Annotated in this window: 27 protein-coding genes; 4 read left to right on the top strand and 23 right to left on the bottom strand. The window is 55.0% G+C overall.

Annotated features, from left to right (window positions below; all coding sequences use genetic code 11):
- Positions 1-20 precede the first annotated feature (20 nt).
- The 13 genes from RID21_RS15725 to RID21_RS15665 all read right to left on the bottom strand — a co-directional run bounded on the left by RID21_RS15725 (position 21) and on the right by RID21_RS15665 (position 9,834).
- A complete protein-coding gene (locus RID21_RS15725; protein WP_350190417.1) occupies positions 21-551 on the bottom strand; it encodes a hypothetical protein in 531 nt (176 codons plus the stop codon).
- A 1,073-nt stretch (positions 552-1,624) separates the two neighbouring features.
- On the bottom strand, positions 1,625-2,389 hold the full coding sequence (locus tag RID21_RS15720; protein WP_350190415.1) for a hypothetical protein: 765 nt from the start codon (positions 2,387-2,389) through the stop codon (positions 1,625-1,627).
- Between the two features lie 14 nt (positions 2,390-2,403).
- A complete protein-coding gene (locus RID21_RS15715) occupies positions 2,404-3,183 on the bottom strand; it encodes a hypothetical protein (RefSeq protein ID WP_350190413.1) in 780 nt (259 codons plus the stop codon).
- A gap of 24 nt (positions 3,184-3,207) precedes the next feature.
- The gene (locus RID21_RS15710; RefSeq protein ID WP_350190411.1) at positions 3,208-3,876 is read right to left on the bottom strand and encodes a DUF4328 domain-containing protein; all 669 of its coding nucleotides are present in this window, start codon (positions 3,874-3,876) and stop codon (positions 3,208-3,210) included.
- Positions 3,877-3,907: 31 nt separating this feature from the next.
- On the bottom strand, positions 3,908-4,672 hold the full coding sequence (locus RID21_RS15705; protein WP_350190409.1) for a hypothetical protein: 765 nt from the start codon (positions 4,670-4,672) through the stop codon (positions 3,908-3,910).
- Positions 4,673-4,721: 49 nt separating this feature from the next.
- Positions 4,722-5,384, bottom strand: coding sequence for a DUF4328 domain-containing protein (locus RID21_RS15700; protein WP_350190407.1), 663 nt, complete (start codon positions 5,382-5,384; stop codon positions 4,722-4,724).
- 62 nt (positions 5,385-5,446) lie between these two features.
- The gene (locus tag RID21_RS15695) at positions 5,447-5,809 is read right to left on the bottom strand and encodes a hypothetical protein (protein ID WP_350190405.1); all 363 of its coding nucleotides are present in this window, start codon (positions 5,807-5,809) and stop codon (positions 5,447-5,449) included.
- A 269-nt stretch (positions 5,810-6,078) separates the two neighbouring features.
- Complete coding sequence (locus tag RID21_RS15690) at positions 6,079-6,468, bottom strand: hypothetical protein (protein WP_350190403.1); 390 nt, start codon at positions 6,466-6,468, stop codon at positions 6,079-6,081.
- Between the two features lie 51 nt (positions 6,469-6,519).
- Positions 6,520-6,885, bottom strand: a complete 366-nt coding sequence (locus RID21_RS15685; RefSeq protein WP_350190401.1) for a hypothetical protein — start codon at positions 6,883-6,885, stop codon at positions 6,520-6,522.
- Between the two features lie 13 nt (positions 6,886-6,898).
- Entirely contained in the window at positions 6,899-7,768 is an 870-nt protein-coding gene (locus RID21_RS15680) for a hypothetical protein (RefSeq protein WP_350190399.1), read from the bottom strand.
- A gap of 247 nt (positions 7,769-8,015) precedes the next feature.
- Positions 8,016-8,510, bottom strand: coding sequence for a hypothetical protein (locus RID21_RS15675; RefSeq protein WP_350190397.1), 495 nt, complete (start codon positions 8,508-8,510; stop codon positions 8,016-8,018).
- 94 nt (positions 8,511-8,604) lie between these two features.
- Complete coding sequence (locus RID21_RS15670) at positions 8,605-8,880, bottom strand: hypothetical protein (protein WP_350190395.1); 276 nt, start codon at positions 8,878-8,880, stop codon at positions 8,605-8,607.
- Between the two features lie 210 nt (positions 8,881-9,090).
- Entirely contained in the window at positions 9,091-9,834 is a 744-nt protein-coding gene (locus RID21_RS15665; RefSeq protein ID WP_350190393.1) for an AraC family transcriptional regulator, read from the bottom strand.
- Positions 9,835-9,919: 85 nt separating this feature from the next.
- Here RID21_RS15665 and RID21_RS15660 point away from each other — a divergent pair, with 85 nt between their 5' ends.
- From RID21_RS15660 to RID21_RS15650, 3 genes are read left to right on the top strand one after another with little or no spacing between them, the layout of a single operon-like run.
- Positions 9,920-11,464: a sodium:solute symporter family protein gene (locus RID21_RS15660; RefSeq protein WP_350190391.1), complete on the top strand. Its 1,545-nt coding sequence runs from the start codon at positions 9,920-9,922 to the stop codon at positions 11,462-11,464.
- Positions 11,461-13,065: an FAD-dependent oxidoreductase gene (locus RID21_RS15655; protein ID WP_350190389.1), complete on the top strand. Its 1,605-nt coding sequence runs from the start codon at positions 11,461-11,463 to the stop codon at positions 13,063-13,065. The genes RID21_RS15660 and RID21_RS15655 overlap by 4 nt, the downstream gene beginning before the upstream one ends.
- Complete coding sequence (locus RID21_RS15650) at positions 13,062-14,309, top strand: exo-alpha-sialidase (RefSeq protein ID WP_350190387.1); 1,248 nt, start codon at positions 13,062-13,064, stop codon at positions 14,307-14,309. The genes RID21_RS15655 and RID21_RS15650 overlap by 4 nt, the downstream gene beginning before the upstream one ends.
- A gap of 31 nt (positions 14,310-14,340) precedes the next feature.
- Here the strand turns inward: RID21_RS15650 and RID21_RS15645 are convergent, their stop codons facing one another.
- The 9 genes from RID21_RS15645 to RID21_RS15605 all read right to left on the bottom strand — a co-directional run bounded on the left by RID21_RS15645 (position 14,341) and on the right by RID21_RS15605 (position 23,128).
- The gene (locus RID21_RS15645) at positions 14,341-16,311 is read right to left on the bottom strand and encodes an FAD-dependent oxidoreductase (RefSeq protein ID WP_350190385.1); all 1,971 of its coding nucleotides are present in this window, start codon (positions 16,309-16,311) and stop codon (positions 14,341-14,343) included.
- Positions 16,312-16,431: 120 nt separating this feature from the next.
- Positions 16,432-16,689 (bottom strand): hypothetical protein, encoded by a 258-nt coding sequence (locus tag RID21_RS15640; RefSeq protein WP_350190383.1) that lies wholly within the window; start codon positions 16,687-16,689, stop codon positions 16,432-16,434.
- Positions 16,690-16,728: 39 nt separating this feature from the next.
- Positions 16,729-17,079 carry a DUF6122 family protein gene (locus RID21_RS15635; protein ID WP_350190381.1) on the bottom strand — a complete coding sequence of 117 codons (351 nt, stop codon included), beginning with the start codon at positions 17,077-17,079 and terminating at the stop codon, positions 16,729-16,731.
- 29 nt (positions 17,080-17,108) lie between these two features.
- Positions 17,109-17,357, bottom strand: coding sequence for a histidine kinase (locus RID21_RS15630; protein ID WP_145040837.1), 249 nt, complete (start codon positions 17,355-17,357; stop codon positions 17,109-17,111).
- A gap of 127 nt (positions 17,358-17,484) precedes the next feature.
- Complete coding sequence (locus RID21_RS15625) at positions 17,485-18,027, bottom strand: GNAT family N-acetyltransferase (protein WP_350190379.1); 543 nt, start codon at positions 18,025-18,027, stop codon at positions 17,485-17,487.
- Entirely contained in the window at positions 17,993-19,924 is a 1,932-nt protein-coding gene (locus RID21_RS15620) for a pyruvate kinase (protein ID WP_350190377.1), read from the bottom strand. Before RID21_RS15620 ends, RID21_RS15625 begins: the two co-directional genes overlap by 35 nt.
- Before the next feature lie 288 nt (positions 19,925-20,212).
- The gene (locus RID21_RS15615) at positions 20,213-20,746 is read right to left on the bottom strand and encodes a hypothetical protein (RefSeq protein WP_145040830.1); all 534 of its coding nucleotides are present in this window, start codon (positions 20,744-20,746) and stop codon (positions 20,213-20,215) included.
- Between the two features lie 170 nt (positions 20,747-20,916).
- Complete coding sequence (locus RID21_RS15610) at positions 20,917-21,669, bottom strand: hypothetical protein (RefSeq protein WP_350190375.1); 753 nt, start codon at positions 21,667-21,669, stop codon at positions 20,917-20,919.
- Between the two features lie 295 nt (positions 21,670-21,964).
- Positions 21,965-23,128, bottom strand: a complete 1,164-nt coding sequence (locus tag RID21_RS15605) for a hypothetical protein (protein WP_350190373.1) — start codon at positions 23,126-23,128, stop codon at positions 21,965-21,967.
- 364 nt (positions 23,129-23,492) lie between these two features.
- On the opposite strand from RID21_RS15605, the gene RID21_RS15600 reads away from it, so the two are divergent.
- Entirely contained in the window at positions 23,493-24,011 is a 519-nt protein-coding gene (locus RID21_RS15600; protein WP_350190371.1) for a hypothetical protein, read from the top strand.
- A 225-nt stretch (positions 24,012-24,236) separates the two neighbouring features.
- On the opposite strand, the gene RID21_RS15595 is transcribed toward RID21_RS15600, so the two are convergent.
- Complete coding sequence (locus RID21_RS15595) at positions 24,237-24,722, bottom strand: hypothetical protein (RefSeq protein ID WP_350190369.1); 486 nt, start codon at positions 24,720-24,722, stop codon at positions 24,237-24,239.
- Between the last annotated feature and the right edge of the window lie 446 nt (positions 24,723-25,168).

Here is a 25,168-nt window from a genome sequence, read left to right as displayed (position 1 = left end):
CGTAATACGAACAGTGACTTTCACCTGAGCTCAGGCTGCCTCAGCCGTGTCAACAGACCGCTCAATCCACGCGAACCAAACACCAGTAAGAACCCCAGCAACAGCCGGCAGGCCACCGCCACACACTGGGCCTGCAGCGTCGTGGAAATCACGGCATAATTGCTGGCTTTTTTCAACTGAAACAGTTGAAACAGTACGTTCCCTAAATCTGTGATTCCCCAGGTCAGCACCAGCAGCCCCACTGCGGAAAACAGCACCGATTGAATCTGCTCGACAGTTGGTTTGGAGGAGGAAGCTTTAGTATCACACTCCGGCAGCAGATATTTGACAATTGTCCCGGCTCCAAACCAGAGCATGCAGGCCGCAATCGTATAAAACGTGAACGGCATCAGTTGCATATAAAACATCGCCGCCTTCGATGCCGGAAATTCAGCCCCCGCTCTGAAGGCCACAATCATCATCACGAACGATGCCACCGTCTCCAGCGCCTTCATTGCATAGAACAGCCCCACCAGTCGACAACCAATATAAGCCACATCTTCTTTTTGCATGAAACTCTCTCCCGCCGAATCACATCGGCTACTCAAACGTATATTTTCATTCAGTAATTATCATATCAGAACAGCACTGCCAAAGTGAGCTTCGCGCCACATCAGGAATAGAAACCGGTTCATTTTCTGACTTCCCTTTAGCATCAACGCAGTCGGCCCGAATCCGGATTAAATTATCTCGTCAATCACAAACCGCCTGTTCTACTTCGTCAATCATTTTTATCACTGAACCTGGCTCACCGGTACATGCTCAGATTGCACTTGATCGTCACTCTCCGAATCGTAAAGTGTTGCAATTGTGCTTCGCGCGCGAGGCGGACGATGCGTGCACTGGAACACGACGCTTAAGTGCCCGGAGTTCACCTGAATCACCGTCGATTTTTCCAGTTTTTCACCGGAACAACCCGCATCGGTTCGCCCTGTCTCGTATGATTTCAAATCATTTCGGAGCACATTCAACCTGTTTCGCAGGCAACTCACTGAATACTCACTGCATTTCCCGAAGTACTCAAAGCACAATTCCCTCTTGACGCCCACCTGTCGTTCCACAAAATCATTTCTATTGATCATCACCACCAACAGCCTCATTCGGCAGAACGGATCGAGAATGAACCAGCTCAACAACATCAGGATCACTTTCATGACCAACACCATTCCTTTGCCATTCGCCATTATCGCAGTCAGCAGCAGAGCCCGTCTCCCTTACCGGAACAGCTCTCTGTAAAACAGGCCTGATACATAAAACAGGGTGACCCCGAATGCAATTCGGGGTGGTCGCAGACCACAGGAAACGGTCAGTGCATTCATGCAACGGGAAGGACAACGCACCAACCCAAAGTCCCGCCAACCAACGTCGTCACCTCACTCAGCAGCCAATGATACGAAATGTCCCCCATCACACGTAGCTGAAAACCAGATACCACTGCAGTGCAGCAGTGAAAACCATGAGCCGCAGAGCGTCAGCCCCGGTGAGACCAGTTCCTGCTCTTTTTTGCACATTGATTACGCTACCCGGGTGGTACTTTGGGCTCGCCCCACAGTGATCAGGTATTGATCTGACATCGCTCTATCACTCAGGTAGTCCCCGCCACCAGTTCCGCCAGTTCCCGAAATGTCTGCAGTTCCCCCAGCTCAATGCGGGCTGGTCGCAGTCGATAAGCAATGAAGTGCACCACCAGATAAAGGGGAACCAGGATCAAAAACAGATACAACACCCGCGGCTCCACACACGCCAGCGGTATCCCAGCCACCCACAGCCCAATCAAACAGAAGATGATTCGATTCAGCACCCTTTGCAGCGTCGTACGCACCACGCGCACCCCGGGCAGTCGCCCCGGTACCAGTAAGAGCAGGGAGCCGACCAGCGCGCTAAAATGCGTTTTCAGATAGGGCCCCAGATCCGTCGCAGGACCGACGTCTGACACATCAACGCCGTCCGCCTCCAACAGTCCCCGAATCGCCTGAAACGCCGAAGCAGGGCGGCACGGCTTCCCGAAATACGTCTCTTCCCGGATCACCGGCACCGTCACATGCCGGGCAATCAACTCACACACACCCCGCAATGTCTGATCTTCTTCTGGGTACAGCACTTCCTTCCACACCTGCTGGCCGAGTTCCAGTCGCCACATCGTATTTAGATATCGGGCCAGATCCTTCCAGCTGTAAAATTCATAGCCCAGCTCACAATCCCAGTCATCCACCGTCGTCTCAAACTGAAACTCCGTCTGCGGAAAGCGACCATACTCGCAATAATATTCAGTCCGATACCAGTCCTGCAGCACGTCCAGCACATACTCCGGCGTCGCCGGCACGCGTTCGATACACTCTGTCACTTCCATCTGAGTTTCCTTAATCACACCCGCACTACCGGTGCCTCGGCTGCCATCAGTTCCGCCAGATCACGAAAAGTTTTCAGTTCACCAAATTTCAACTGTTTGCCTCCCAGCAGCTGAAGTTCCCAGCGAAACAGCAGATACATCAGGAAAAACACTCCGGGAATTAACAGGAACCAGGGACTCCCGATCCCCAGAGAAAACATCAACGCGAAAGGCAGCGTCCCCGTCATCCAGAGCAGGCTCAGATCGGCCCCTCGATACGAATCCCCATTCAGAATCTCAGGTCGGGGGAGAGTCCCCGGCGACAGATTGGCAACTTTATAAAGGAAGGTCCGGCCATACTGATAAGAATACTCACTCAAATCTGTCGAAGGCGAAATCTCAGACACATCCGCGCCAGCTTCCTGTAACAGAGCCTGGATCGTCAGAAACGCCGAGGCAGGGCGACATGGTTTCCCGAAAAACGTCTCGTCACGAATCACGGGGGCAGATGCATGCCGGGCGATCAACTCACACACACCTCCCAGAGTTTTCTCATCCTCGGGCTCCAGCACCTGCTTCCATTCTTCATCCGGCAGATTGATCTCCCAGAGTTCATTCTCCGCCTGACCCAGAGGCCGCCAGTCAAGCAGGTCCATCTGTTCCCGCCACTCTTCAACCGTCGATTCGCTGGTCAATTCCTCTCGCGGGAGCATATTATAATCAAGCAGAAAATAGAGTCGATGCTGTTCCCGAAACACCGACAGCACATATTTTGCAGTCACTGGTTCTTTTAATATCAGCAGATCGCCATCCATATCATACTCCCATTCTGATCCAGCTCAGACCAGTTCCCAGTAGACTCCCAGATCTTTGTATTGCGTTACTTCATGCCACTCGACAGACGCCTCATTCACCACATAAACCATCAGGGCCGCCGCGATATTGAGAATGATCAGCGATGCGTCTAACGCAATCCCCCAGCGACTGGCCACCAGCAGTTCATCCAGTGTTTCAGCACGCGACATATAGTGTGATGTAAAACATCCGACAACATTGCTCAGCACCCACGCAGACCACCAGAACGGTAGTACTTTGCTGTCGCTCGGTCGCTGTCTGAAGGCTTCGTAGATCTCTTTCATAATCAGATAGGGCTTCCACATATTCAACACCGGAATCAAATAAACCCCTGCCGCCCAGACCGGCGAAGCCGTTGGTTTACCGGCTTCCACACAGTGCGCATTACGACACATTCGATAGACCCACATCAGAAACAGTATCCCGAGAACAATGTTGAACCCCAGTTGCGTCACATTGATCAGAAAGAGATGCACCAGAAGGGAACCTGCTTCATCCATCTTCACATCCACACCATTCTTCGCAGACATCAGCAGTTCATACTGCTGATAATTCTTGACAACCGCCACTCCGTCCAGAATCGCTGACAGGAGAATCAAGCTGATCAGAACATCCGTGAATCCGGTAGACTTTTTATAAATAGAATTCGACATTTCAAAGATCATACTCTTTCTTTTGCACCACTCACGCTTGAAACACAGCACGCTGGGCAATCAGTTCCGACAGATCCCGAAAAGTACGCAACTCTCCAAAATCGACTCGTGCATTCGACGCTGTTTCATCCCCCCAGGAGTCTAAAATCAATTTCAGGTAAACCAGAAGTACGATAACAAAATAGAGGGGAGCCCAGCTTTTGATCAAAAACCCAATCAGCACGGGTATGCTCCAGAGGCCTTTTATCATTTCTCTGCGAAACTTACCCCCGTCATCCAGATCCACATCCGGCAGAGAACCGGGCGCCAGCTTTGCAATCGGCCCCAGGAACGTTTCCGTGTAACAGCGGGTGAATTCCTTCAACGAAGTCGAAGGTGCGATGTCTTTCACATCGGCTCCCGCTTCCTGCAACAGAGCTCGAATCGAAAGAAAAACGGATGCCGGCTGACAGATTTTGCCACAAAAGGATCTCAGCGGAATCCGAGGCATGGTAATCAAAGAAGCTATGATCTCACAGTAATCACGAGTTGATTCCAATACGCTACCAGCCAGTGCAGCATCCCATTCATTATACTTGAGATCAAACCAGGTAATGGGGCAGAAATAGATGTCCTCAGAATCCTGGAAGTCGCACACTTCACAGAGTTCTTCAAACGGAGAATCAAGTGTCACCAGAATCGGATCCGGGGGTGTGCAGGACAGCTTGCACCACTCTTGGCGCGACTGCTCCAGCAGCACCTCCAGCACATACTCCGGTGTAGCCGGCACTTCGATTACAGATCGTTCATTCGCCATATTCAGCCTCATAATATTTTGAACGCCCAAAGCCATTGCCAGGTCGCGCTCACTCCCAGTCTTCCGTCGCGGCTTCGAAATGATCGACCGCGAAACGCTCATTGCAGGCACGACTGACCGTTACGACCATCAGGATCGCAACCACATCCAGGAACACGGCAATCACATCAGTAATAATCGTGACCTGGACCCCCGTCATAATCTGGTCCAGTGTATCGGTCTCCGTTGCAAACCGGGTTGAGACCCGCGCCATGATGCTCGCCACAATCCAGGCGAACCACCAGAGGGGCAGGATCATCGAATCATTCTCACGATTGATAAATGCTTCATACGTCTCCTTCATCGCCTGGTAAGGCTTCCAGAGATTCGCAAGCGGAACGAAATACCAGCCTACCGCCCAGCCCGGAGTAATATCGAGCTTTGCATTCTCAATACTGTGGGCATTGCGACACATCCGATACACCCACATCAGGAAAATGATTCCAATGAAAATGGCAGCCGCGAGTTGGACCAGCCCAATCACCAGCTGACGCGCATCGTGTGCATTGGCCACTTCATCCGTGACTTCGGCTCCCTTCTGCACCGCGACCAGCATGTCATACAACATCACGCTGCTACCCACGGCCACGCTGTTCAACAGGGCCGACAACACGATCAATACAACTAAGAATTTAGAAAAACCGGTTTCATCCCGGTAAGTATATTTGCTCATTGCTTGTCTGGTTCCCATTAATCATTGTTGTCATCTCTCAGTCAGTCACATTCAGCAGCCACTCACATCCCGGACTGAAACATCCCCCGGAAGAACTGAACGGCACCAAGAATAATCGCGCCCCAGGCCACCACATAGGAACCCCCTTCGGAAGCAGCGGAATAGGTCAGTGCGGTAATCACGATCCCGCCGATGCACCACAGGGCGCCAAACATCATGTTTTTCTGACCGGCTTCTTTCGCCTGTTGATCCCGCAGTTCATTCAACTGCGTCACGATGATGCCCGCTGATTCTTCATCGACGCCCTGTTCCATCAGTGCCTTCTGGATCTCCTGATTCGACGCGCCGTCCCGCATCTTCTCTGCAGCAAAGTGATAGACAGCCTGGATCATTTCTTCCTGCGACGCCGCTTCTGCGTTACTCATAGCTCATTCCCCCTGATGTGATGTCGTCATTCGTGCTAATGTAGAATGCAGAAGGCCACGTCGCGCGCTGTTGGGCTTCTGCCGCGCCTGTACTGGAGCCAGCACAGAACACTCACACTTATACCATACTGATCACCAGTTCAAAAACGTTTTCAGAGAGAAACACAATTAATCTCAGGAATTCCCGCAGTCGTTATATGACACTACGATTCTCAGGTGTGTGCACATCAAACTTGCGCCTCAGCGCGTGCCAACACTACGCCACCAGCTCATTCCAGATGCTCGCGCAGGGTTTCGGTGTTCGTGAAAATCGATTCCACACACTCGCTCAAATCCTCGGATGCGATATGCGAGTGCCCGATATTCACCAGTTGCGAATGCACCGATTGATCCTCTTCATTCATAAAACATTCGAACGCCGCTTCGACCAAACCCTGCGCATATTTCGGACCGACTCCCAGTGCCGCCAGTTGTCCCGCCACACTCGCATTGATGTCCTCCACATCCATCAGAAAGATGACACGCCCCACACCAAACGCATAACCATACAGCGTAAAGCCCAGCACCTGGACCAGCAGCTCGTCTTCTAACTCCCACCGTGCGTCAGAGGTCACCGCCTCCATCAACGGATTCGTTTTCTCCTCCAGTCGCTCGCTCATGATTTCTCCTGTTGTCTGATTTCAGTCACAATCCCGTTCTCAGAAACACAGTCAGTGTCGCCGTGCCTCGACCAGATGCGACAGGCGGCCTAACAGCTCACGCATGGTTTGCGCCTGATTCAATGCCTCATAATCCACTTCTGAACCGACGACATCGACATTGCCTTCCAGCAACATCACCAGTTCGACCAGCGTCAGTGATTCATACTCCAGTTCGCTTAGCCGGGTCTCCAGTGTCACAGGGCCGGAGAGTGAGAGTTCGATCGCCGTCCGCTCCCGTTCCCAGAACGCCAGCAGCAGCGAGGCCCCCTCGATCCGGCAGCCACACACCGGACAACAGAGCGATTCGGCGTCAGCATCCAGCTTGTATTCCACAGGAGCCGCACACAGCGGACAGTCATTCGGTCGACCGGTCATTACGGAACACCTGCTAAAATATTGTGGCTGACTGTTCCGGCTTTGCTTCAGGCTTCGCTTCTGGTTTGGCTTCTGGTTTGGCTTCCGACTTCAAGAGCGGATCATCACTCGTCTTTCTGATCTCCAGCTCCTTCACTTCCAGGTCCTGGCACAGTTTAATCACCTTGTTCGTAAATTCCATATCCGCTTTCTGATCTACGGCCAGCGTGACCTGCTTCGGTTTATATTTTTCCAGGTGCGCTTTCAGCTCATCCAGATTCATCTCTCGATACTTGTTCTGATGGCGGTGCCCCACAAAGATATGATCCCCCGGCATCACCGTGATAATATTCAGCTGCGCGGGCGTCAATTTCGTCTGCTTCTGTCTGTCCGCGTCCTCATCTTTTACTCGGTTCCAGACCCAGAACGCCGGCTCCCGCAGATAGTTGCGGTATTTTTCACCCGTGAACATCCCCGGCACATCAAAAAAACGATCCCCCTGGATGCGATACAGAAACGAAGCGCCCTGACCGGGTTTTCCCCCGACGGGATAAAACGTAAAGATCTTCAAATCCCCATCTTTCTGCAGAATGAATTCCATCTGCCATTCACGAGCCAATTTCCCCTGCAGGTTATAACGCCGCATCGTTTCTGTGTTGCCTTCGATAATCTTCACGCTGCGCGTATTGGGCGCTCCTTTGAGTTCATTGCCGTGGTAAAGTTCCCATGTCCCTTGTAGTTTCTTCAGGTCCTCTTGCAGTTCCGGATCATTTTCTGAAGTCCGCGGTTCCTCATCTGCCTGCACTACCAGCGGTGCAACCGTGAGCAACGCCAGCCCCAGACAGCAAAACCAGACATTTCGTAGCAAGGTACGTTGCGCCTGCACCAGATCGTGAACGAACATTTCACACTCCTGTAGATTGAATGAGCACACTTATAGCGACAGCATGCATACGCCACAGACTGTGATCAGAAGAAATGCGAACCGCCATCGCGGCTCAGGCAGAGTCTCCCCCTCACACTGTAAAGCTTACTGTGAGACTGTCATGCTTTGATCGAGACTAGTGCCAGCTTCAACGTAGCACTCAGGACTGCAGACTGCAAGCAGTTTCTCCAGAGCAGGGAGCGTCCCTGCAAGATCTGTCGAACCCTCAATACTCAAAATCGATCGCCAGAGAATCCCAGTCCAGTTGTTTCAACGATCGTAATATCTCAGCAGCGATCGGCAGCGCATAATCATCCTGATACCAGACCACCGTCAGGCTGGAGCCATGCTTTTCAGGATCGTTGACTGGTGGAAACGAACGGAAACAGCCAATACAACAAACCAGCGGGATCCACTCCGGATCGCGTTCCCACTCTGCGGGATAATGCGCTCGCCGCGCACGCTCCTGCTCCATGTCCCCCGGATCATGTTGATAATCACGACGGCGCGGCGGAATCAGATACGGCTCTCCCAGTGTATACTCACGACGGGCAGCACGCCGCAGATCAACATCAATTCCCCAATCATTGGCTTTCTTGTCAGGAACGCCTTCCAGCATCCCGGCATAAGTCTGTGACTGTTCCAGCTGATTGAGAATCAACTCCCGCCCCGACTCCTGCTGAAGCCGACAGGTCACATGATAGATCGGATCATATTCCATAGTTCTACTAAAGCTGCCCCTGATTACGACACAATCAGAACTTCACAACAAACTGCATTCCAGCATCTCAAATGACATCAGGTTAGATACGATATCAACGATCCTTCATTTCAGCATCCGCGGGATCCTGCCCCACAATTTCTGATCGCTTCAAGAAAGTCTGCTCCATTTTATGATACAGATACTGGCAACCACAGTGCGGACAGAGCGCTTCGACCGTGCGTACCAGCCTCAGTCTGGTTCCTGGTTCACTCTTTGCGATGATTGCTTTCACGATCTCATCCCAGCGTTCATTCGCCAGTCGGATTGCCTCGACTCCGAGCACTTCACCGCATTCCAGACAGACAAACCGACTCGCCAGTTGTCTCATCTTTCGCTTTTCAAGCTGAGACTGAATTAGCGAAACAGGTAAGATGATTGGTATTAGCAACATGAAGATCGCGAAGATGAAACCATTAGTAATTTTCTTAAACATGTTCCTCCAGCCTGACCAACACGATAGCTGACAGATAAGTGATTGACAATCTTCGTATAATAACAACTCCATCCTGGCTCCACACGAAGATTCCCAGAGTCTGCATCACCCCGTCCCCCGATCCTCCGAAGGCGGATGCCCCAGCACCTGCCGATACTGGGCCGAGAACTGAAAGACACTCGCAAACCCCAACAGGTGCGCGACTTCTCCCACCCGCAGCCCCTCCTGCTGCATCAGCCGCCGGGCGAATTCCATGCGGGTCCGTCTCAGAAACTGCTTGGGACTCTCGCCCATCTGCTCGCGAAACAACCGCCTGAGGTGCGGCTCCGAGAGCCCCGCGATCTCCGCCAGTTCGCTGATCCGATGATTCTGATCCGGGGCCGCCTCAATCAACCGTACCACCTTCCGCAGTCGATCATCCAGCCGTCGCTGTGTGTCTTGGTCGCCCTCCGGAAACATCAGCCGCACCGCAGCCGCCAAGAGACAGCCCCCCGCATCCGCCTGCTCCGCCTGGATCGTTTTCAACAAACCGATCAGCGCCGACCGCTGCGGATCCTGGCCCGGGAAGGGGACCGCAGGCTGTTCAGTCAGCCGCGTCGCCGCCTGAAATTCCACGAACAGATACGACACCGGCTCCCGCCCGAAATACCGGTTCTCCCGCACTCCGGGTGCCAGGAGGCCCAGCCAACCGGAAGTGACCTGAAACGCTTCCTCGGCAATTCGATACTCGCCGCTACCCGCTTCCACATACAGAAACCGATAATGCGAGATCCGTCGGGGCCGCAGATGCAGTTCCTGGTGAAACCGCACCCGGCTGCTCGCAACATACTGAAAAGGACTCTCCAACACAGCCACTCCCGATGATCGTTTTTGACATATAAATAACCGATTCTCCTATTCCGCACCGGCACCGTCAACAGTAGGATGGCCGATTATGTTATCAGTGCTCCTCGCCAATTCGGTTCACTTTCGCCCGCTCGACCTGGCCGCGATCCTCGTCTATCTCACGCTCATGGCGGGAATGGGAATCTGGTTTTCCCGCCGCAACCAGTCGACCGAACACTACTTCCTCGGCGATCGGAATTTCCCCGGCTGGGCCATCGGCCTCTCCATGCTGGGCACCTCCATCAGCTCGGTCACGTTCCTCGCCTTCCCGGCGGCCGCCTTCGCCCTCGACTGGCGCCAGCTGATCTCCAACCTCACCTTACCCTTTGTCGCGGTACTGGCCATCATCGTCTTCATTCCCTTCTTTCGTCGGGGGAATACCACCAGTGCCTTCGAATACCTGGGCGACCGTTACGGCACCATCCCCCGTCTATACGGCACCCTCAGTTTCATTCTCCTGCAACTGATTCGCCTCGGGAAAGTCCTCTTCCTGGTTTCGATTCCGGTCAGCCTGCTCACCGGCTGGGATATCCGCCTCGTCATCGTAGGAGTGGGCATTTTCATCTCCTTCTACACCATCGCCGGCGGAATCGAAGCCGTCATCTGGACCGACGTCATTCAGACCATCGTCCTCTGGCTGGGGGGCATTCTCTGTTTCACGATCATCGTCACGCGTCTGCCCGGCGGACTCGCACAGGTCTTTGAAGTCGGTTCCGCCCAGGGTAAGTTCGGCATCGGCTCGTTTGATTTCAACCTGACCGAACGCACCTTCTGGACCGTCTCCCTGCTGGGCCTGCTCAACTGGCTGACGATTTACTCCAGCGACCAGAACGTCGTCCAGCGGTTCATCGCCGCCCGCAGCCTCCGCGAAGCCCGCAAAGCGACCACGCTCTATTCCGTCCTCGCCGTGTTGACCTGGTCCTTCTTCTTCCTCGTCGGCACCTGCGTCTTCGTCTTCTATCGCGTCTTCCCGGAATCCGCAGTCGCCAACCTCCAGGCCGACGAAGTCTTTCCCTGGTTCATCCTCACTCAGGTCCCCGCGGGCCTGGCCGGGCTCGTCATTTCGGGAGTCCTCGCGGCTGCCATGTCGAGCCTCGACTCCTCGATCAACTCCATCGCCACCGTCACCACGGTCGACCTGCTCAAACCCTGGCTGGCCCCGGGCAGGGACGACCGCTTCTACCTGCGGTTCGCCCGCCTGATCGCCGTCCTGGCCTCAGCCGCCATGATCGGCGGTGCCGTCTTCTTCAGTACCGTCGAAAAGGAAAGTATGAACGACCTCAGTTGGATCATCGCCTCTGTCTTTGGCGGCTGTCTGCTCGGCCTGTTCATGCTCGGCTTTTTCACCCGCCGCGTTGATAACACCGCCGCTGTCATCGGACTGGCCGGGGCGATCCTGGTTAACCTCTATCTCGGCCTGAGCACCAGCGGCTGGCTGCCCGCAGCCTGGTCTATCCAGATTCACACTTACTGGGTCGGCCTGTTCGTCAATCTGGCCTTCATTTCCTTGGCGCTGCTGATCAGCCTCTTCCGCAGTCCCAACACCCGTGATCTCACCGGCCTGACCGTCTGGACGCAGGAGCAACTGCCATGAGCAACACTCTGCAGACCGACATCGCCATCCTCGGGGGCCCCCCCGGCGGCATCGCCGCAGCCATCGCAGCCGCCCGCCTCGGGCGCAGTGTACTCTTGATCGAACCCCAGGCCCACCTCGGCGGGATGTCCACCAGCGGTCTGGGCAAAAGCGACGTCGAACGCCGCCACCTGATCGGCGGCCTGTTTCAGGAATTGACACAGCGCATCCACCAGTACTACCTCGATCGCTATGCCCCCGATTCAGAGAACATCGCTCTCTGCCAGGACGGCTATTACTTCGAACCCTCGGTCGCCGAAACCGTCTTCCACGACATGCTCCAGGAACAGCCGCAGATCACAGTCCTCACCGGACACTCTCTGGACTCCGCGACCACCAGCGAAAACCGACTGACAACAATTGACGTGCTCAGCCCCAGGGGAGAACGCGTCACCGTCCACGCTCAGGTCTTCCTCGACGCCACCTATGAAGGCGATCTCCTGGCCGCTGCGGGCGCCGACTTCCGACTGGGACGCGAGTCCCGCGACGAATTCGACGAACCCCACGCCGGCCAGATCTACTTCGACTACCAGCGACAACAGTTCCTCCCCGGCAGCACAGGGGCAGGCGACGACCGACTCCCCGCCTACACCTACCGTCTCTGCCTGACCACCGATCCCGCGAACGCGGCTCCCTTAACAGAGCCGCCTCCCGACTATGACCGCCGCCACTATCTCGGCTACTTTGACGATCTGGCCGCCGGTCGTCTGGCCGGTCCGCTGCAACTTAAACCGGGTCGGGGCTACGAACCGGCACACTTTAACACACTGGTCCGCGCCCTCAGCGTCACGCCGCTCCCCAATCACAAAACCGACGTCAACATCAACCCGCGTCCGCTCGGCTTCCCCTTTCCGGAACTGAACCGCGGCTATATCACCGGAGATGCCGCCACCCGCGCCGCTATCTCCACCCGCATCTGTAATCGCACTCTCGGCCTGATCTGGTTCCTGCAAAACGACGCGCAGATTCCAGCGCAGCATCGCCAGATCGCCCGACAATATCATCTCCCGCAGGATGAATTCACCGATAACCAACATTTCCCCTGGCAGCTCTACATCCGCGAGGGCCGTCGTCTCCAGGGAGAATTCACCCTCACGGAACGGCACATCACCCATCAGCCAGAGCAGGAGATCGACCAGGCAGAAATCAAAACCTTCGCCGACACCATCGCTATCGGCGAGTTCCCCATCGACAGCTTCCCCTGTCAGCCAAAACAACCGGGCGACACCATCGTCCTCGAAGGCTATCTCGGCATGCTGGACCAGATCACCCGCCCCTACGAGATCCCCTATCGGATCATGGTGCCGCAAACCATCGACGGACTCCTCGTCCCGGTAGCCGCCTCGACGACGCACGTCGCCTTTTCGTCTATTAGAATGGAACCGACCTGGATGGCCCTCGGGCAGGCCGCCGGCGTCGCCGCCCACCTGGCGATTCAGCAACAGTGTGCCCCCCGCAACATTCCGATTCACGAACTGCAACAGCAACTGGCCCATGATGGTCAGATCCTCAAACATCAACCTGAACTCAACCACGCTTCCACCAGGGAACCCCAGTCATGAAACAGCTGATTTATACGCTCACCCTTCTGACCTCAATCACCGCTGCGATCACTCCTATTTCGGGAGCAGAAAAGACTACCCCGCCGGTCACCGTCCTGAACCTCCCCGGTTCCGGCACCGATCCCGCGGCCATCGATTATCAAAGTCTCCCGGTACTCAAAGGCGAACACGCCATCATCAATCCGGCGGCCCTGGGCCCTTACCCGAGAAAATCAGACAAGATCGACCTCCGCGACCTGCGACTGAACCTGCACAACTACCTGATCTATCATGATGGCAAGTTCTGGTGCATCTGGAGCGACGGCCCCCGCATCGAAGACGAACCGACCCAGGAAATTAAATACGCCACCAGCGTCGATGGTCTCCACTGGAGCCCGGCAAAATCGGTCACCGGCACTCCCAAACAGCCCCACGCCTTCATCGCCCGCGGACTCTGGCTCCGCGATGGTCAACTGCTGGCATTAGCAGCGAAATACCAGGGACACGGCGCGTTCGGCCCTCCGGATAAAAAACACCTGGAACTGGTTGCCTACCGCTGGGAACCACAGCAGGATAAGTGGGTCTATGAAGGCAAGCTCTACGACAACGCCATCAATAACTTCCCCCCGCAGAAGCTTCCTTCCGACAACTGGATTCTCACCCGCCGCGATTCGCGGTTCAATGTCAGCGTACTGATCGGCGGTGTCAAAGCGCTCGACGACTGGCAGTCCTTTCCCGTCGTGGGCGTCAAACAGGTCTCGGGCTTCCGTCCCGACGAACCGATCTTCTGGGTCCTGCCCGACAACAGCCTGTATGCACTCTTCCGCGATAACGGCAAATCGCAACGGCTCTTCTTCTCGACGTCTCAAGATGAAGGTCGCACCTGGGATACCCCGGTCCTCTCTAACTTCCCCAACGCCAAAAGCAAACTGTTTTCGCTGGCCACCAGCCACGGCTACCGTATACTCGTCCTCAATGCAAATCCCCAGGTCAACCGCCGCGAACTCCACCTCGCAGTCAGCCCCGACAACAAAACTTTCACCCGCCTGGCGAAGCTGGAAATCCCCTCTCCAGCCGAACTCCCCGCTGAGCTTGCCTCGCTAAACAAGAAATTCAGTGCCGGCATCGCCAGTCTACAATACCCGCACGTCATCGAGCACGACGGTTCCCTCTATATCGCCTTCTCACGCAATAAGCTGCAGACCGAAGTCTTCCGCGTGAAACTCGCCGACATCGATGCCTTGCTGAAATCCGATCATCATTAAACGGAACGTGCTCCGCAGGCCTCCCGTGAACTCACTTCAGGCCTGCGGTTTTAATCCGTTTCTGCCAGTCCGGATGCTGTGCTTTATACTTCTGAAACGCCTCGTATTCGCTGGCGACGATCTGTCCGTCGCTGTTCGCATCAATGAACACGAACAGCCATTCATAGGGAGCTTTCTTCTCATTCCATTCCGCCTGGGAGACCGTCCCGTTGTCATCCGCATCGCACTCCCGGAGCAGCCCCTGCATCGTATAGCGGCCCCCTGATTTTCCCATCCCTGAATCGGGTTGATCCGTCGCGGGATCCCACACCAGTTTCTGCCCGGCCCGCTCCAGGGCCCGTCGATAGGCTTTCGCATCGATGTCCTGCACGGCACAGTTTTCCGCCAGAGCCTGGCAGGCCGCGATCCCCGCCGACTCACCGCAGATCATAAACACCGGCTCCATCCGCGCCGAAGCGTACCCCAAATGCGTCGCAGAAAAACAGACCGGCACCAGCAGGTTTGTACATTCGTCCTGCTGAGGTGTGATCGCCCGATAGGCAATCGGGTAGGGCTGATTCGTCGGGCCCTTGGAACCACCGACAAACATCTTGCCTTCCAGGCCGACCAGGGTCTGTCCCTCCTGTTGTAGCCAGATCCGCCGAACCGGGTACACGTCGATCCCGTACTGCGCCAGGCAGATCGGGTCCTCGATCTCTGTCTTGTTATACACATCGTGTGCCGTCACCGTATAACGCCCCGCCAGGCGGCGCGACACTCGCACATACAACTGGTGCGGCCAGCCGGCCGTCTCGGGATGAGGGCGCCTATCCAGTCCGAGTTCAGCCACTTCCTGACGATAAAACTCAGGCACGCGGTCATCGGTGCTCATGAAATGATGCAGCCCGCTTAAATAGTCCCGGTGTGCCTGCCAGATCTTCACGTGCGCGGCGACATCACCGTCGGCATAAAACCGGCTGATACCCACCGGCGACATCGAAATCAGTGAACTCCGCTGATAGTTCCACTCGCCCGAGTTCTTCCAGCCCGGAAAGATTCCGATCAGCCGCTGCCGCAGGTCCTTCTCGCGGGGATGCTGCTGTTTCAGATACTCCACATACCGGCCCACCAGCTCGAAATCTTCTGCCCGGTAATCCCTGGGCACGCCAAACGGAGCCCGATGTGCGGGATCGCTGGTCGTGTAATACCGAAAATTGTACGCCTGCGTATAATCGTCCGCCGCCCCCAGCGGCTTACCATGATCTTTTTCCACCCCGCGTAACAGACCACTCTTCGGATCGCCGGGCGTCTGGAACGGATCCACGGGAGTCAACCCCACCGGGGGCTGCACACCGGCGAATTCCTCGCCAAACTCCTCCGACGATTCCCGCCCGACGCGATAGGACACGCCCGCTTTCGCCAGCAGATCCCCTTCGTAACTGGCATCAATAAAGATCCTCGCCGCGACGCGCAACGCTTCGCGTGCTGCGGGTTCCACGACCGGCGTCCCCAGTTCGTCAAAGGGCGCCCGATCGAACAGAGCCGCCAGAATCGCGGTTTTGTCTCCCGCCTGTGACTTACAACCGGCAATGCGATGATCGAAGATCACCCTGATCTTGTACTGCGCGAGCAGTTTCTGAAAGTCTTCGCGAATCGTCTTCGGGCTGATCTCCGCCAGTACCCGGCGGTTCTCAGTTCGATCTTCGGTCCACTTCGGCTGCCCCAGACTTTTCAACAACCCACGGGTCATTCCCCCGGTCGCTGCATAGTTGGGACAGTCCTGCATCGGCTTAAGCCCCGATCCCAGAATGCCCCCCACCCAGCGGCTCGGCTCCACAATCACCGCCGACCGCCCCGCACGCTGCACCGCCACCGCCGCCAGAATCCCCGAGGGAGTCGCCCCGTAAATGCAGACATCCGCCTCCACGGTTTCAGGCTGTGCCACCGCAGCACTCGTTCCGGAAAAGGCGACCAGAGTCAGGATCGCCAGAAAAGTCCATTGACGCAGGCAGGATAATATCATGATGTCAGACCAGGTTTGCAGGATCAGTTTTCAGCAGGAATAAACAATCCTTATGGTTTACCGCCCGACGCCAGACGAAGCAACACCATGCTTAACGTTCTTGAAAAAATCGAACCGGGATCAATCCTCATCTCCCTCGGTCTCCTGCAGGTCCTGTTCATCCAGTGCCTTCCATAAAGCTTCATGCAAAAACTCAGCATTCCGGGCCTCCGTGCTCCAGGCAGGGGACTGCTGCAGTCGCTCTTTCGCATCCGCCAGCGAGAGTCCCCGGCCTGAACACAAGGCCTTAATCGCTTCGATCGGTCCCGCACCGGCGCGATGTAGCTTCTCGAGAGCCACTTCCGTCGAAGAACTCTCACGCGCAATCTGCTCATACATGATCAGTCTTCCATAATACGAATCTGGAACTCTACCCGCTCAACAAAACAGACAATGCCCGCCCAGCAAACAGTCGATCCCATCCGTCGCCAGATGCCACAGACAGCCCACCGCCACCGCCCGCCAGCGCCAGGAGGGAATACAGAGTAGCGCCGCATACACGGCTGCCGCCCACCAGGTATGCAGTGGATGAAACCCCAGGCTGCAGCGATGCGGATCAAAAATCGGATCAGCCAGCAGATGATCGACGTCAATCAGCATCGTCGCCAGCATAATCAGCCCTGCCTGCACCCAATGCTCCTTCCAGAACAGGCGCGCAATCAGAAAGGGAATCAGCAGGTGACACGCATAATGAATCAGATGCCGCACGACATCCGGTACAGCTTCCATGGAGTGGTGATTCCTTCGACCAGATCTTGCTACTTCGCCTCATACCCGGGCAGAAACTTCACCACGAATACGCCTTTGCCCTGTTCTTCGTGGCTCCAGGCCATGATCTCGGTCATGCATTCCATCAGCCGGTCGTAGTCGCCGACAGCATACGTTGAAGTGGAACCCGGGGTCACGCGGAGACCGGAATAGCTCTGCAGCTTTGCGATGAATTCTTTGATGAGCGGTTTGTATTCTTCCTGCAGGGGATAGAAACTGATTTCGGCAGTGCTGATCATGATGGGGCAGTCCTTTGATAATGAAGCGTCAACGAGCCTTGTTCGTAGGAGAACAGTCTTCTCAAATCGTACCAGACTCAAGGTGACTGTCAACAAACGGATCGAGCACGGACGAGTAACACAGACGCTAACCGATCCAGTATTCTCGCCGGTTGAGTACCTGCGAAGATTCCACCTCACCTGTAACGCGTCCCAGCACGCCAGAACAGAGTTCCTGTACCATCCACGCTTCCGCGTATTCCGCCGGCAGAGGATGCGGTGCCTGCAAACCTCGCACGCCCGCCGGTTCAAAACCAAACCGCGAATAAAAAGCGGGATCCCCCAGCACAAACACCAGTTCGACTTCCGCATCGCGCAACTGGGAAAGTCCGGCTTCGATCAGTTGTCGCCCCACACCCTGTTTCCGGGCAGAGGGAAGCACCGCCAGGGGTGCCAGAATCCGCGCGGTGACAGACTCAGCCCCGTGAACAACCACATTCGTAAACAGCACATGCCCCAACACATTTCCTGCCTCTTCAGCCAGGAGCGAGAGCAACGGCGCTGCTGTCGGATCGGGGAACAGTTCATCCAGCAGCGCGACAATGACGGGGCCTTCTTCAGGTCCAAATGCCTCGCGGTGAACCGCTTTGACCGTCTCAAGATCCGTTGCCGTCGTTGCTCTGATGTCCATCCTGGTCCTGTTTTCCTGAAGAGTGCGTCGCTAATCGAAGTTCGCGGAGCATCGAACGTTTTTTGGTCTGATGCGCCTGCATCCGTCTTAAAATATCATCCAGCGTCTTGACCGCATGTAATACGTGGGGGCCCTTGTTGAGCATCACGCATTCCGCCCGGTGCCCCATCGCGGCATCGGTGATTTCCGCGCGAGAGGGCATGCCTTCTTTGGCCAGCGTCTCCAGCACCTGCGTCGCCCAGATCACCGGAACGTGGGCAGCTTCACAAATCCAGAGAATCTCTTCCTGTACTTCCGCCATCCGTTCGAAACCGCACTCGACTGCCAGATCGCCGCGGGCAATCATAACTCCACAACAGGGGGAACGCATCGCCGTGAGTAGCATATCCGGCAGATTTTCAAAACCAAGCCGGGTTTCAATTTTCAAGACGATCGCCGGCTGCCGTCCGTCCAGCCGCTGCAGTTCTGACTGCAACTGTTCGATATCACTCGCCCGATTAGCAAACGAGAGTTCCACCACATCCGCATGCTGCGCGACGAACGACAAGTCTTCCAGATCCTGCTGCGTCAGTGCGGGGAGACGGAGTTGACTCTCAGGCAGATTGATCCCTTTGTCGGCCCTGAGCTTCGCCCCCTGTAGACGGGTCTGTGTGATCCGCACCTGCACCTGATCCGATGCAACTTTTTCCACCACACCGCCAATTTTACCATCATCAAACCAGATCGACTCGCCTGACCGCACATCATCAAAGACACTGGGAATAGAACAACCAATCCGGGCCGGCGTCAGTACCTGTCCGGCACTGTCCCGCACCTCGGGTCGTCCCGGCGTCTGATCCCGGGTGACGATCAACTGATCTCCCGGATGCAGCAGCAGACAGTTTTCGCGGGGCGATACCGCGACGATTTCTGTCGCTCTCAGTTTTTTACCTTTATGGCTCCGTAAGCGTAATGTCGTTCCCGGCACCAGGTAGGTTGTCTTGTTCGCTTCGAGCCAGCAACCCTGATCCAGACAATCGACCACGCGCAAGCTTCGTCGCGAGTGACGGGCATCGATCAGCCTGATTTTATCGCCCACTTCCAGACGCTTCAGCCAGGCCGCCTCGACCGGCAGACAGGCATCTGCCGGGGCAGGGGAAGCCGCTGGCTGCTCAGCCGGGTAAAGCCAGATGCGTGCGGGAGCGATCACCCGGCCATACTCATCACGGCGGGGACGCACCTTGACCACAGCAGCACCCGGCTCTAGCGGACCGGTCCGCAGTTTAGGACCGCCCAGGTCCATCACAACTCGACACCGCTTTCCCAATGCATGCTCGGCCCGGCGGAGATGTGCGATCATCCGCGACCAGGCTTCCACATCATCGTGCGCGCAGTTAATCCGCATGCACTCCATGTCCTGTTGCAACAGGTGATAGATCAACTCGTAATCATCGGCGGCCTCACTGGGCATCGTCACCATAATCCGCACGCCGCGTCCCGGGGCAGCAGGCCCTAACAGCGATTCGGCATGCGCCGCCAGCAATCGTTCCCCCGTGTTGAAATCGATTGATGATTCGCCGGAGTCTGTGACATCTGTGGTCTTATCAAGCAGTCTCTGCAGCATTTCCAGAACGGCATCGATGGTCGCCATGACATGCGATTCCGCCCGTCCCAGGGAAGAGAGTCCCAGCGCCGCCAGTCGTATCTGCAAAGGTCTCAGGTCGCGACGTCTGAGTGCCAGATAGTACAACAGGTTCCGCGCACTTTCGCGATGTTGCACGTGAATCTGATCCAGCAGAGGCTGTGAGCAGACCACCTCTGCCACCAGTCTATCTCGAACGACAACCAGTTCCTCAAAGACCTGTTGATACTCCTGATGACCGGAAAGGAAATCGGAGTCACCTTGCTCTGCCGACAAATGACAACCTCGTGAAAAACCGTTGAGATCTCTGATTCATTAACAACGACTAAGTCGCTGATATTACTCTGAACGATGAACACAGAATCGCAACGGATAGCAACAGGCAGTACGCCTGATTTCACATAATCTTAACAGGACAGACCAGCGCGAGGCAGCCGCTCAAGCCTCTACGATCATAGATTACCAGGTAAAGCTGTCAACAGAATCTCGTACCGCGCAACAGAATAGGCAGATCAACACACCACAGTGGTTAATCTGCCTGAAACAGTCTTTACGTCGCTGGGATCAATATGCGTATTCGGGAATGTATTGATCGTAATAGCCGGTGCCAATCGGTCCGTTGTATCCCCAGTCGCTGTTGGCAGGAATAAACTGATCGAAGTAAGCGGTACCGATCGGACCGTCATACCCCCAGCTGCCATTGGCGGGGATGAACTGATCATAATACGCTTTACCGATGGGACGGACGGCTCCCCAGCGGGCGTACTCGGGGATGAATTGATCAAAATAGGGCCCCAGCGGATTTCCACCCGGCCGTGGCAACGGCGGTACTGTGTAGAAGGTCGGATCAGCCACTTTCCAGGCCCCGTCTTTATGGACCAGCCACTTGCCCTCTTCAGTCTGATACATCCAGTGGCCATTCATGTATTGATAACGGGCCCGGGTCGCGTCATCCAGCTTCAGATGGGCCGTTCCCTCTGCCACAATCGGATCGAGTTTTACCTCAGAATCTGCAGTTACTTTCTGTGCGGACAGGAGCAGAGGACTGACTCCCAACGCCACCGTTACGGTCATTACTTTCAAACAAAGGCTTTTCATTTGAATTTCGTCCTTTTATCTCCAGAGCAAATAGGCAAACCTGGTTAAACAGGAAATCTCTTATTCACAATACCAACTCTGGACCAAAACGCAAGCTTTTCACCATTTCCACTGCAAAGAGAGCATTTCCGCTCGCTAAATCCTGACAGGAAAAAGAACGAATCTATCAGTCACAGCCCAAAACCAATTGCGGCACCGCTGGAGGAACCGAATCCCCGGCCTCCTGAATATCCACCCGCTCCGGTTCCCCAGCGTCCGTTGCTGGAACCGTTGTTCAAACCACGTCCGTAGTAACCGTTTCCGTAATAGCCACGACCATAGTAGCCTCGTCCGTAAAAGCCATTGACATAATAGCCGCGTCCATAATCTCCCCGGCCGTTATTGTTATAGAAGGGACGGGTGTAACTCCCGTCGTAGTAGGTACCATTCCCGTAGTAGTTGCCATAGGCGGGAGAATCGTCGTAGTATCTTGTATTGCCAGACTGTAACTTTGGTTTACCACCACCCTGGACGGCGGCTCCCGACGATCCCATCTTCTGCTGCGATTGATGATACCTGGAAGTATCCACATCCTCCCATTTTCCATTCCTGGAGATCATCCAGTTTCCGTCTCCCAGATAAAACCACCAGTGTCCGTTATAGTAGCTGTAGCGAGAACGTGTCGTTTCATCGATATCCAGATGCGCTGTTCCCTCGCGCACAACCGGATCGATTTTGATCGGTGACTGCTTTGGCTGTTTTCCCTTCGCATCCGATTGCTCGGGAGCATCAGTCGCAGATTCCGTGACCGGCTTCTCGGCAGCGATCGGACCGGCATCGCGATCCACCTCACTCGCCGCATTCACTGCCGGTGTTGAGAAGAGCAGGGGACCGATGCCCCACGCCAGTACCGCAATCGATATTTTAAAACGGAGGCCTTGCATGGAAAATACTCCTGTTCATTTCAGATCCTGCTGAATGTCAGCGCTCGTTTCAGACGACATAGATCACAGACAGCAAGCGGCATTCCAGCTGCTCTATCATACCAGAAACAGGCTCCAGACAACACATTTTGAACCGTTCTCTTCATCACACATCAACAAGATTCTGCACAACGACTTTTCCACCGCGCACGAAAAAAGGCAGATCAGCTTCAGGGCTTAGCTGATCCGCCTTAAACATACTCCTTTATGGAATGATCAAACTAAGTTGATCAGATTCATCCTTGCCGAATTAAGACTAGTCGGCAACTTCGGCACCGATTCCGGCACCAATGGCAGCTCCGGTTCGACCACCAAGTGATCCACCGATTTCAGCACCGATTGCGGCACCACGGCGGCGGTCAGACCAGCCACGGTATCCGGTTCCATGACGACCATTGTTCCAACCCTGGTTCCAACCACGATTGTTGTAACCACGGCCATAGTATCCGTCACCATAGTAGCCACCGTTGTAGTAACCGCGACCATTATAGAATCGACGTCCACGGTTGTTGTAATAGGGGCTTCCATAGTTACCACTATAGTACGAACCATTGTCGTAGTAGTAACCATTGTCGGATGAGTTGTCGTAATAGTAAGCACCTGAATCTACATCAACCTGAGCATTCCCGTCACTGTCGTTCTGAAACGTCTGTGGCGGTGCCATCTGCTGACGCGGGTTCCGGTAGGTCATGGGATCAAAAGATTCCCAGCTTCCATTATTATCGAATAACCACTGACCATTTTCGGTCTGATACCACCAGTGACCGTTGTGGTAACGATACCGGGCACGGGTTGCTTCGTCGATATCGAGATGAGCAGTCCCTTCTCGAACCATGGGATCAATGTCTCCATTGAACTGTCCCTGCACGCTTCCCTCAGCATCCATATTAGGACGGTTGGTCCGGCGACGCATAGGACCATCGGCTTTCATCTTTCCCTGGATCCGGGCATCAGCATCGTTCTGCAGATTGACACCATCATTCGGATCGGCGCCAGTCTTATTCTGCAGGTTTGCTTTTCCTCGCAGGTTGGCTTCACCAGGCGTCTGAACATTCGCCTTACCATCCAGATTCGATTTTCCTCTCAGATCAGCCTCGCCGGGAGTCTGGACGTTCGTCTTACCCTTCAGATTCGCATCTGATCCAGTCTCTAATTTAGGACGCGCCTGATTCAGCGCTTTACCGGGCGTCTTTGTGTTTGGCGGCGTAGGAGCGGCATCTCGGTTGGGCGTCTGAACGGCGCCTTTCGCACCGGCATCAGCACCAGCTGCAGCTTTGCTACCCGCTCCCTGAACAGCCTTGCCGGCTGCTTTGGCCCCTGCGTCGAGTTGTGCACCTGTCTCTAACTGTGCGGACAGAAGCAGGGGACTGATCCCCAGCGCTGTCGCTGTTGTCAATACTCTTAAACTCAGGCCTTTCATTTGAAATCCTTCCTTTCAATTATTGTTATTAGTGGTATTTCCTGGCCACGCTTTTCGACAATCGCAACCGGCATACCAACTTGAGAAAAAGACCTGAAATCACCCCAAAAGCGACAGAATGTCGCGCTTTTGCCACTCACAGACAGATCAGCAGAATTGGGCGGCGAACGATGAGCGGTCATGCCGGTCTGAAATCCGCCAGACTGTTGCCCGTTGTAAGACCAGCCACCCGTTGATCTTGTCCGAACTCTGAACAACGAACCAGAAAGAGGGCTCAGGTGTCGGAACCTCGTTCGAAAAAACACGCGCCGGTCATTCTTTAAACCGGACTCACATAGAATATTCTGCATGGATCGCATCAACCATGACTTCACCAGCCCCTTATACCCGCGCCGAAATCGAGGCCCTCGGAAATCAGTTACCCGATCGGGGAACCTTCTGCCCCGCCTGCGGTCTCTATATCCCCGAATTCGCAGATATCACTCCAGAAGAGCGGGCACAACTCAAACAGGCCAGCTTTTTTGAAACCATCAAAACCCTGCGTACCCGAACAGGCTGCCGTCTGACGTGGGCCAAAATCTGGGCTCAGCACAAAGACGGTCCCCATCCCCTGGTAACGCCGGACACGGTTCCCTGTCGCTTCTGCGGCGTTCCCCTGTATCCAGAGGCGGAACAATGTCTGCTCTGTCGCATGGACTGGCACGATCCGGAACATCTGAAACAACTGGGTCCTTCGTTCGCAGATCAGATCCTCTCCGCGGCTCCCGGAGCAACGATCTGTCTCCCCAGCCACACGTCCTGGATCCTCGCGCTCCACTTCGCAGAAATGCACGGCAGACAGGATGAACTGACCATTGAGTCCATCCGCAGGAATACAGACTGAGTCTCCAGTCAGTATCAGCGCAGCAAAAAAGGCAGATCAGCAACAAGCTGCTGGTCTGCCTTAAACACACTCCTGATTGTGATGACCGTCCGAAGATCCTGATGAACGTTTCATCTGAGCGAGTCACTTCGAGCAGCCAGCAGCTCCCGAACTCCGTCAGCTGACCTGATTCCCGGCCTCGCGGCGCTATAGGCCCTCTCAGGTCAGAGCCGGACAGGATTAAACTCAGTGAGCACTCCAGCCACGATAACCGGTTCCCCAGTGACCAAACTGTGCCCCACCAAAATGGTGGTGACTGAATGGCTTGTGGGCACCAGCCGATGTGTACTGGGTTCCATAGTAGTAATTACCACTCCCCGTGGTCTGGGCGTTACCCGTGTTGTCGTTCTGAGTCGTTTGCGCAGTTGCAGATGAGGACTGAGAAATGTAAGTCATGGGAGAAAATTCTTCCCATTGACCATTCTGTTCCACCAGCCAGCCATTCTGAGCTGTCTTAAACCACCAGTGACCGTCATGGTAGCGATACCTGGCCCGGGTTGCATCGTCCAGATTCAGATGCGCGGTTCCCGCACGAACGACCGGATCAATTTGCATCTGATCGCCCGAATTCGGTTGTGCATCGGGAGGAGTTTGGACCTGGGCTGACAACAGCAGAGGACAGAGCCCCAACGCTGCAGTCACAGTCAACACTTTTAAACTAAGGCCTTTCATTTGAGCACCTTCCTTTCAAGTGGAGGAAAAATGAATATTCCTGGCCGCGTTGTTAATCTTGAAAAGCAAACTCCATACCGCGTTTTCAAATGCAGGAATTCCCCTGAGTTCCCGCATAGGTATTTTTCCGATCCACCAGTCTCCTGACAGAACCTGACTCTCACTCCTTGAACATGACCGAAGTAAATCAAATCAATAGAGTTGCGATCTTTTTACCAGACTGCATACCAGAGCGAGTCTCACGTTAAGAACCTGTATGGATTTGTAGCTGATGTTACATTTTTTCTCTCGGCAATCGTAAAACCAGGGGTATTTTGACCAGACAACCATCTGCAAACTTTTGCTCTCCTCTGCAATTCTCTGCCCGTAGCGGGAATTTCCTCTCTATCATTCATTACCAGGACACTGGAATTTCAGTGTGATAGATCCTGCTTGACTGTCTTTTC

It is taken from the genome of Gimesia sp., assembly GCF_040219335.1.
In the GTDB taxonomy this organism is placed as follows: Bacteria; Planctomycetota; Planctomycetia; order Planctomycetales; family Planctomycetaceae; genus Gimesia.
Note: the sequence above shows the minus strand (reverse complement) of the source record. Positions and strands in the feature narration are given on the sequence as shown.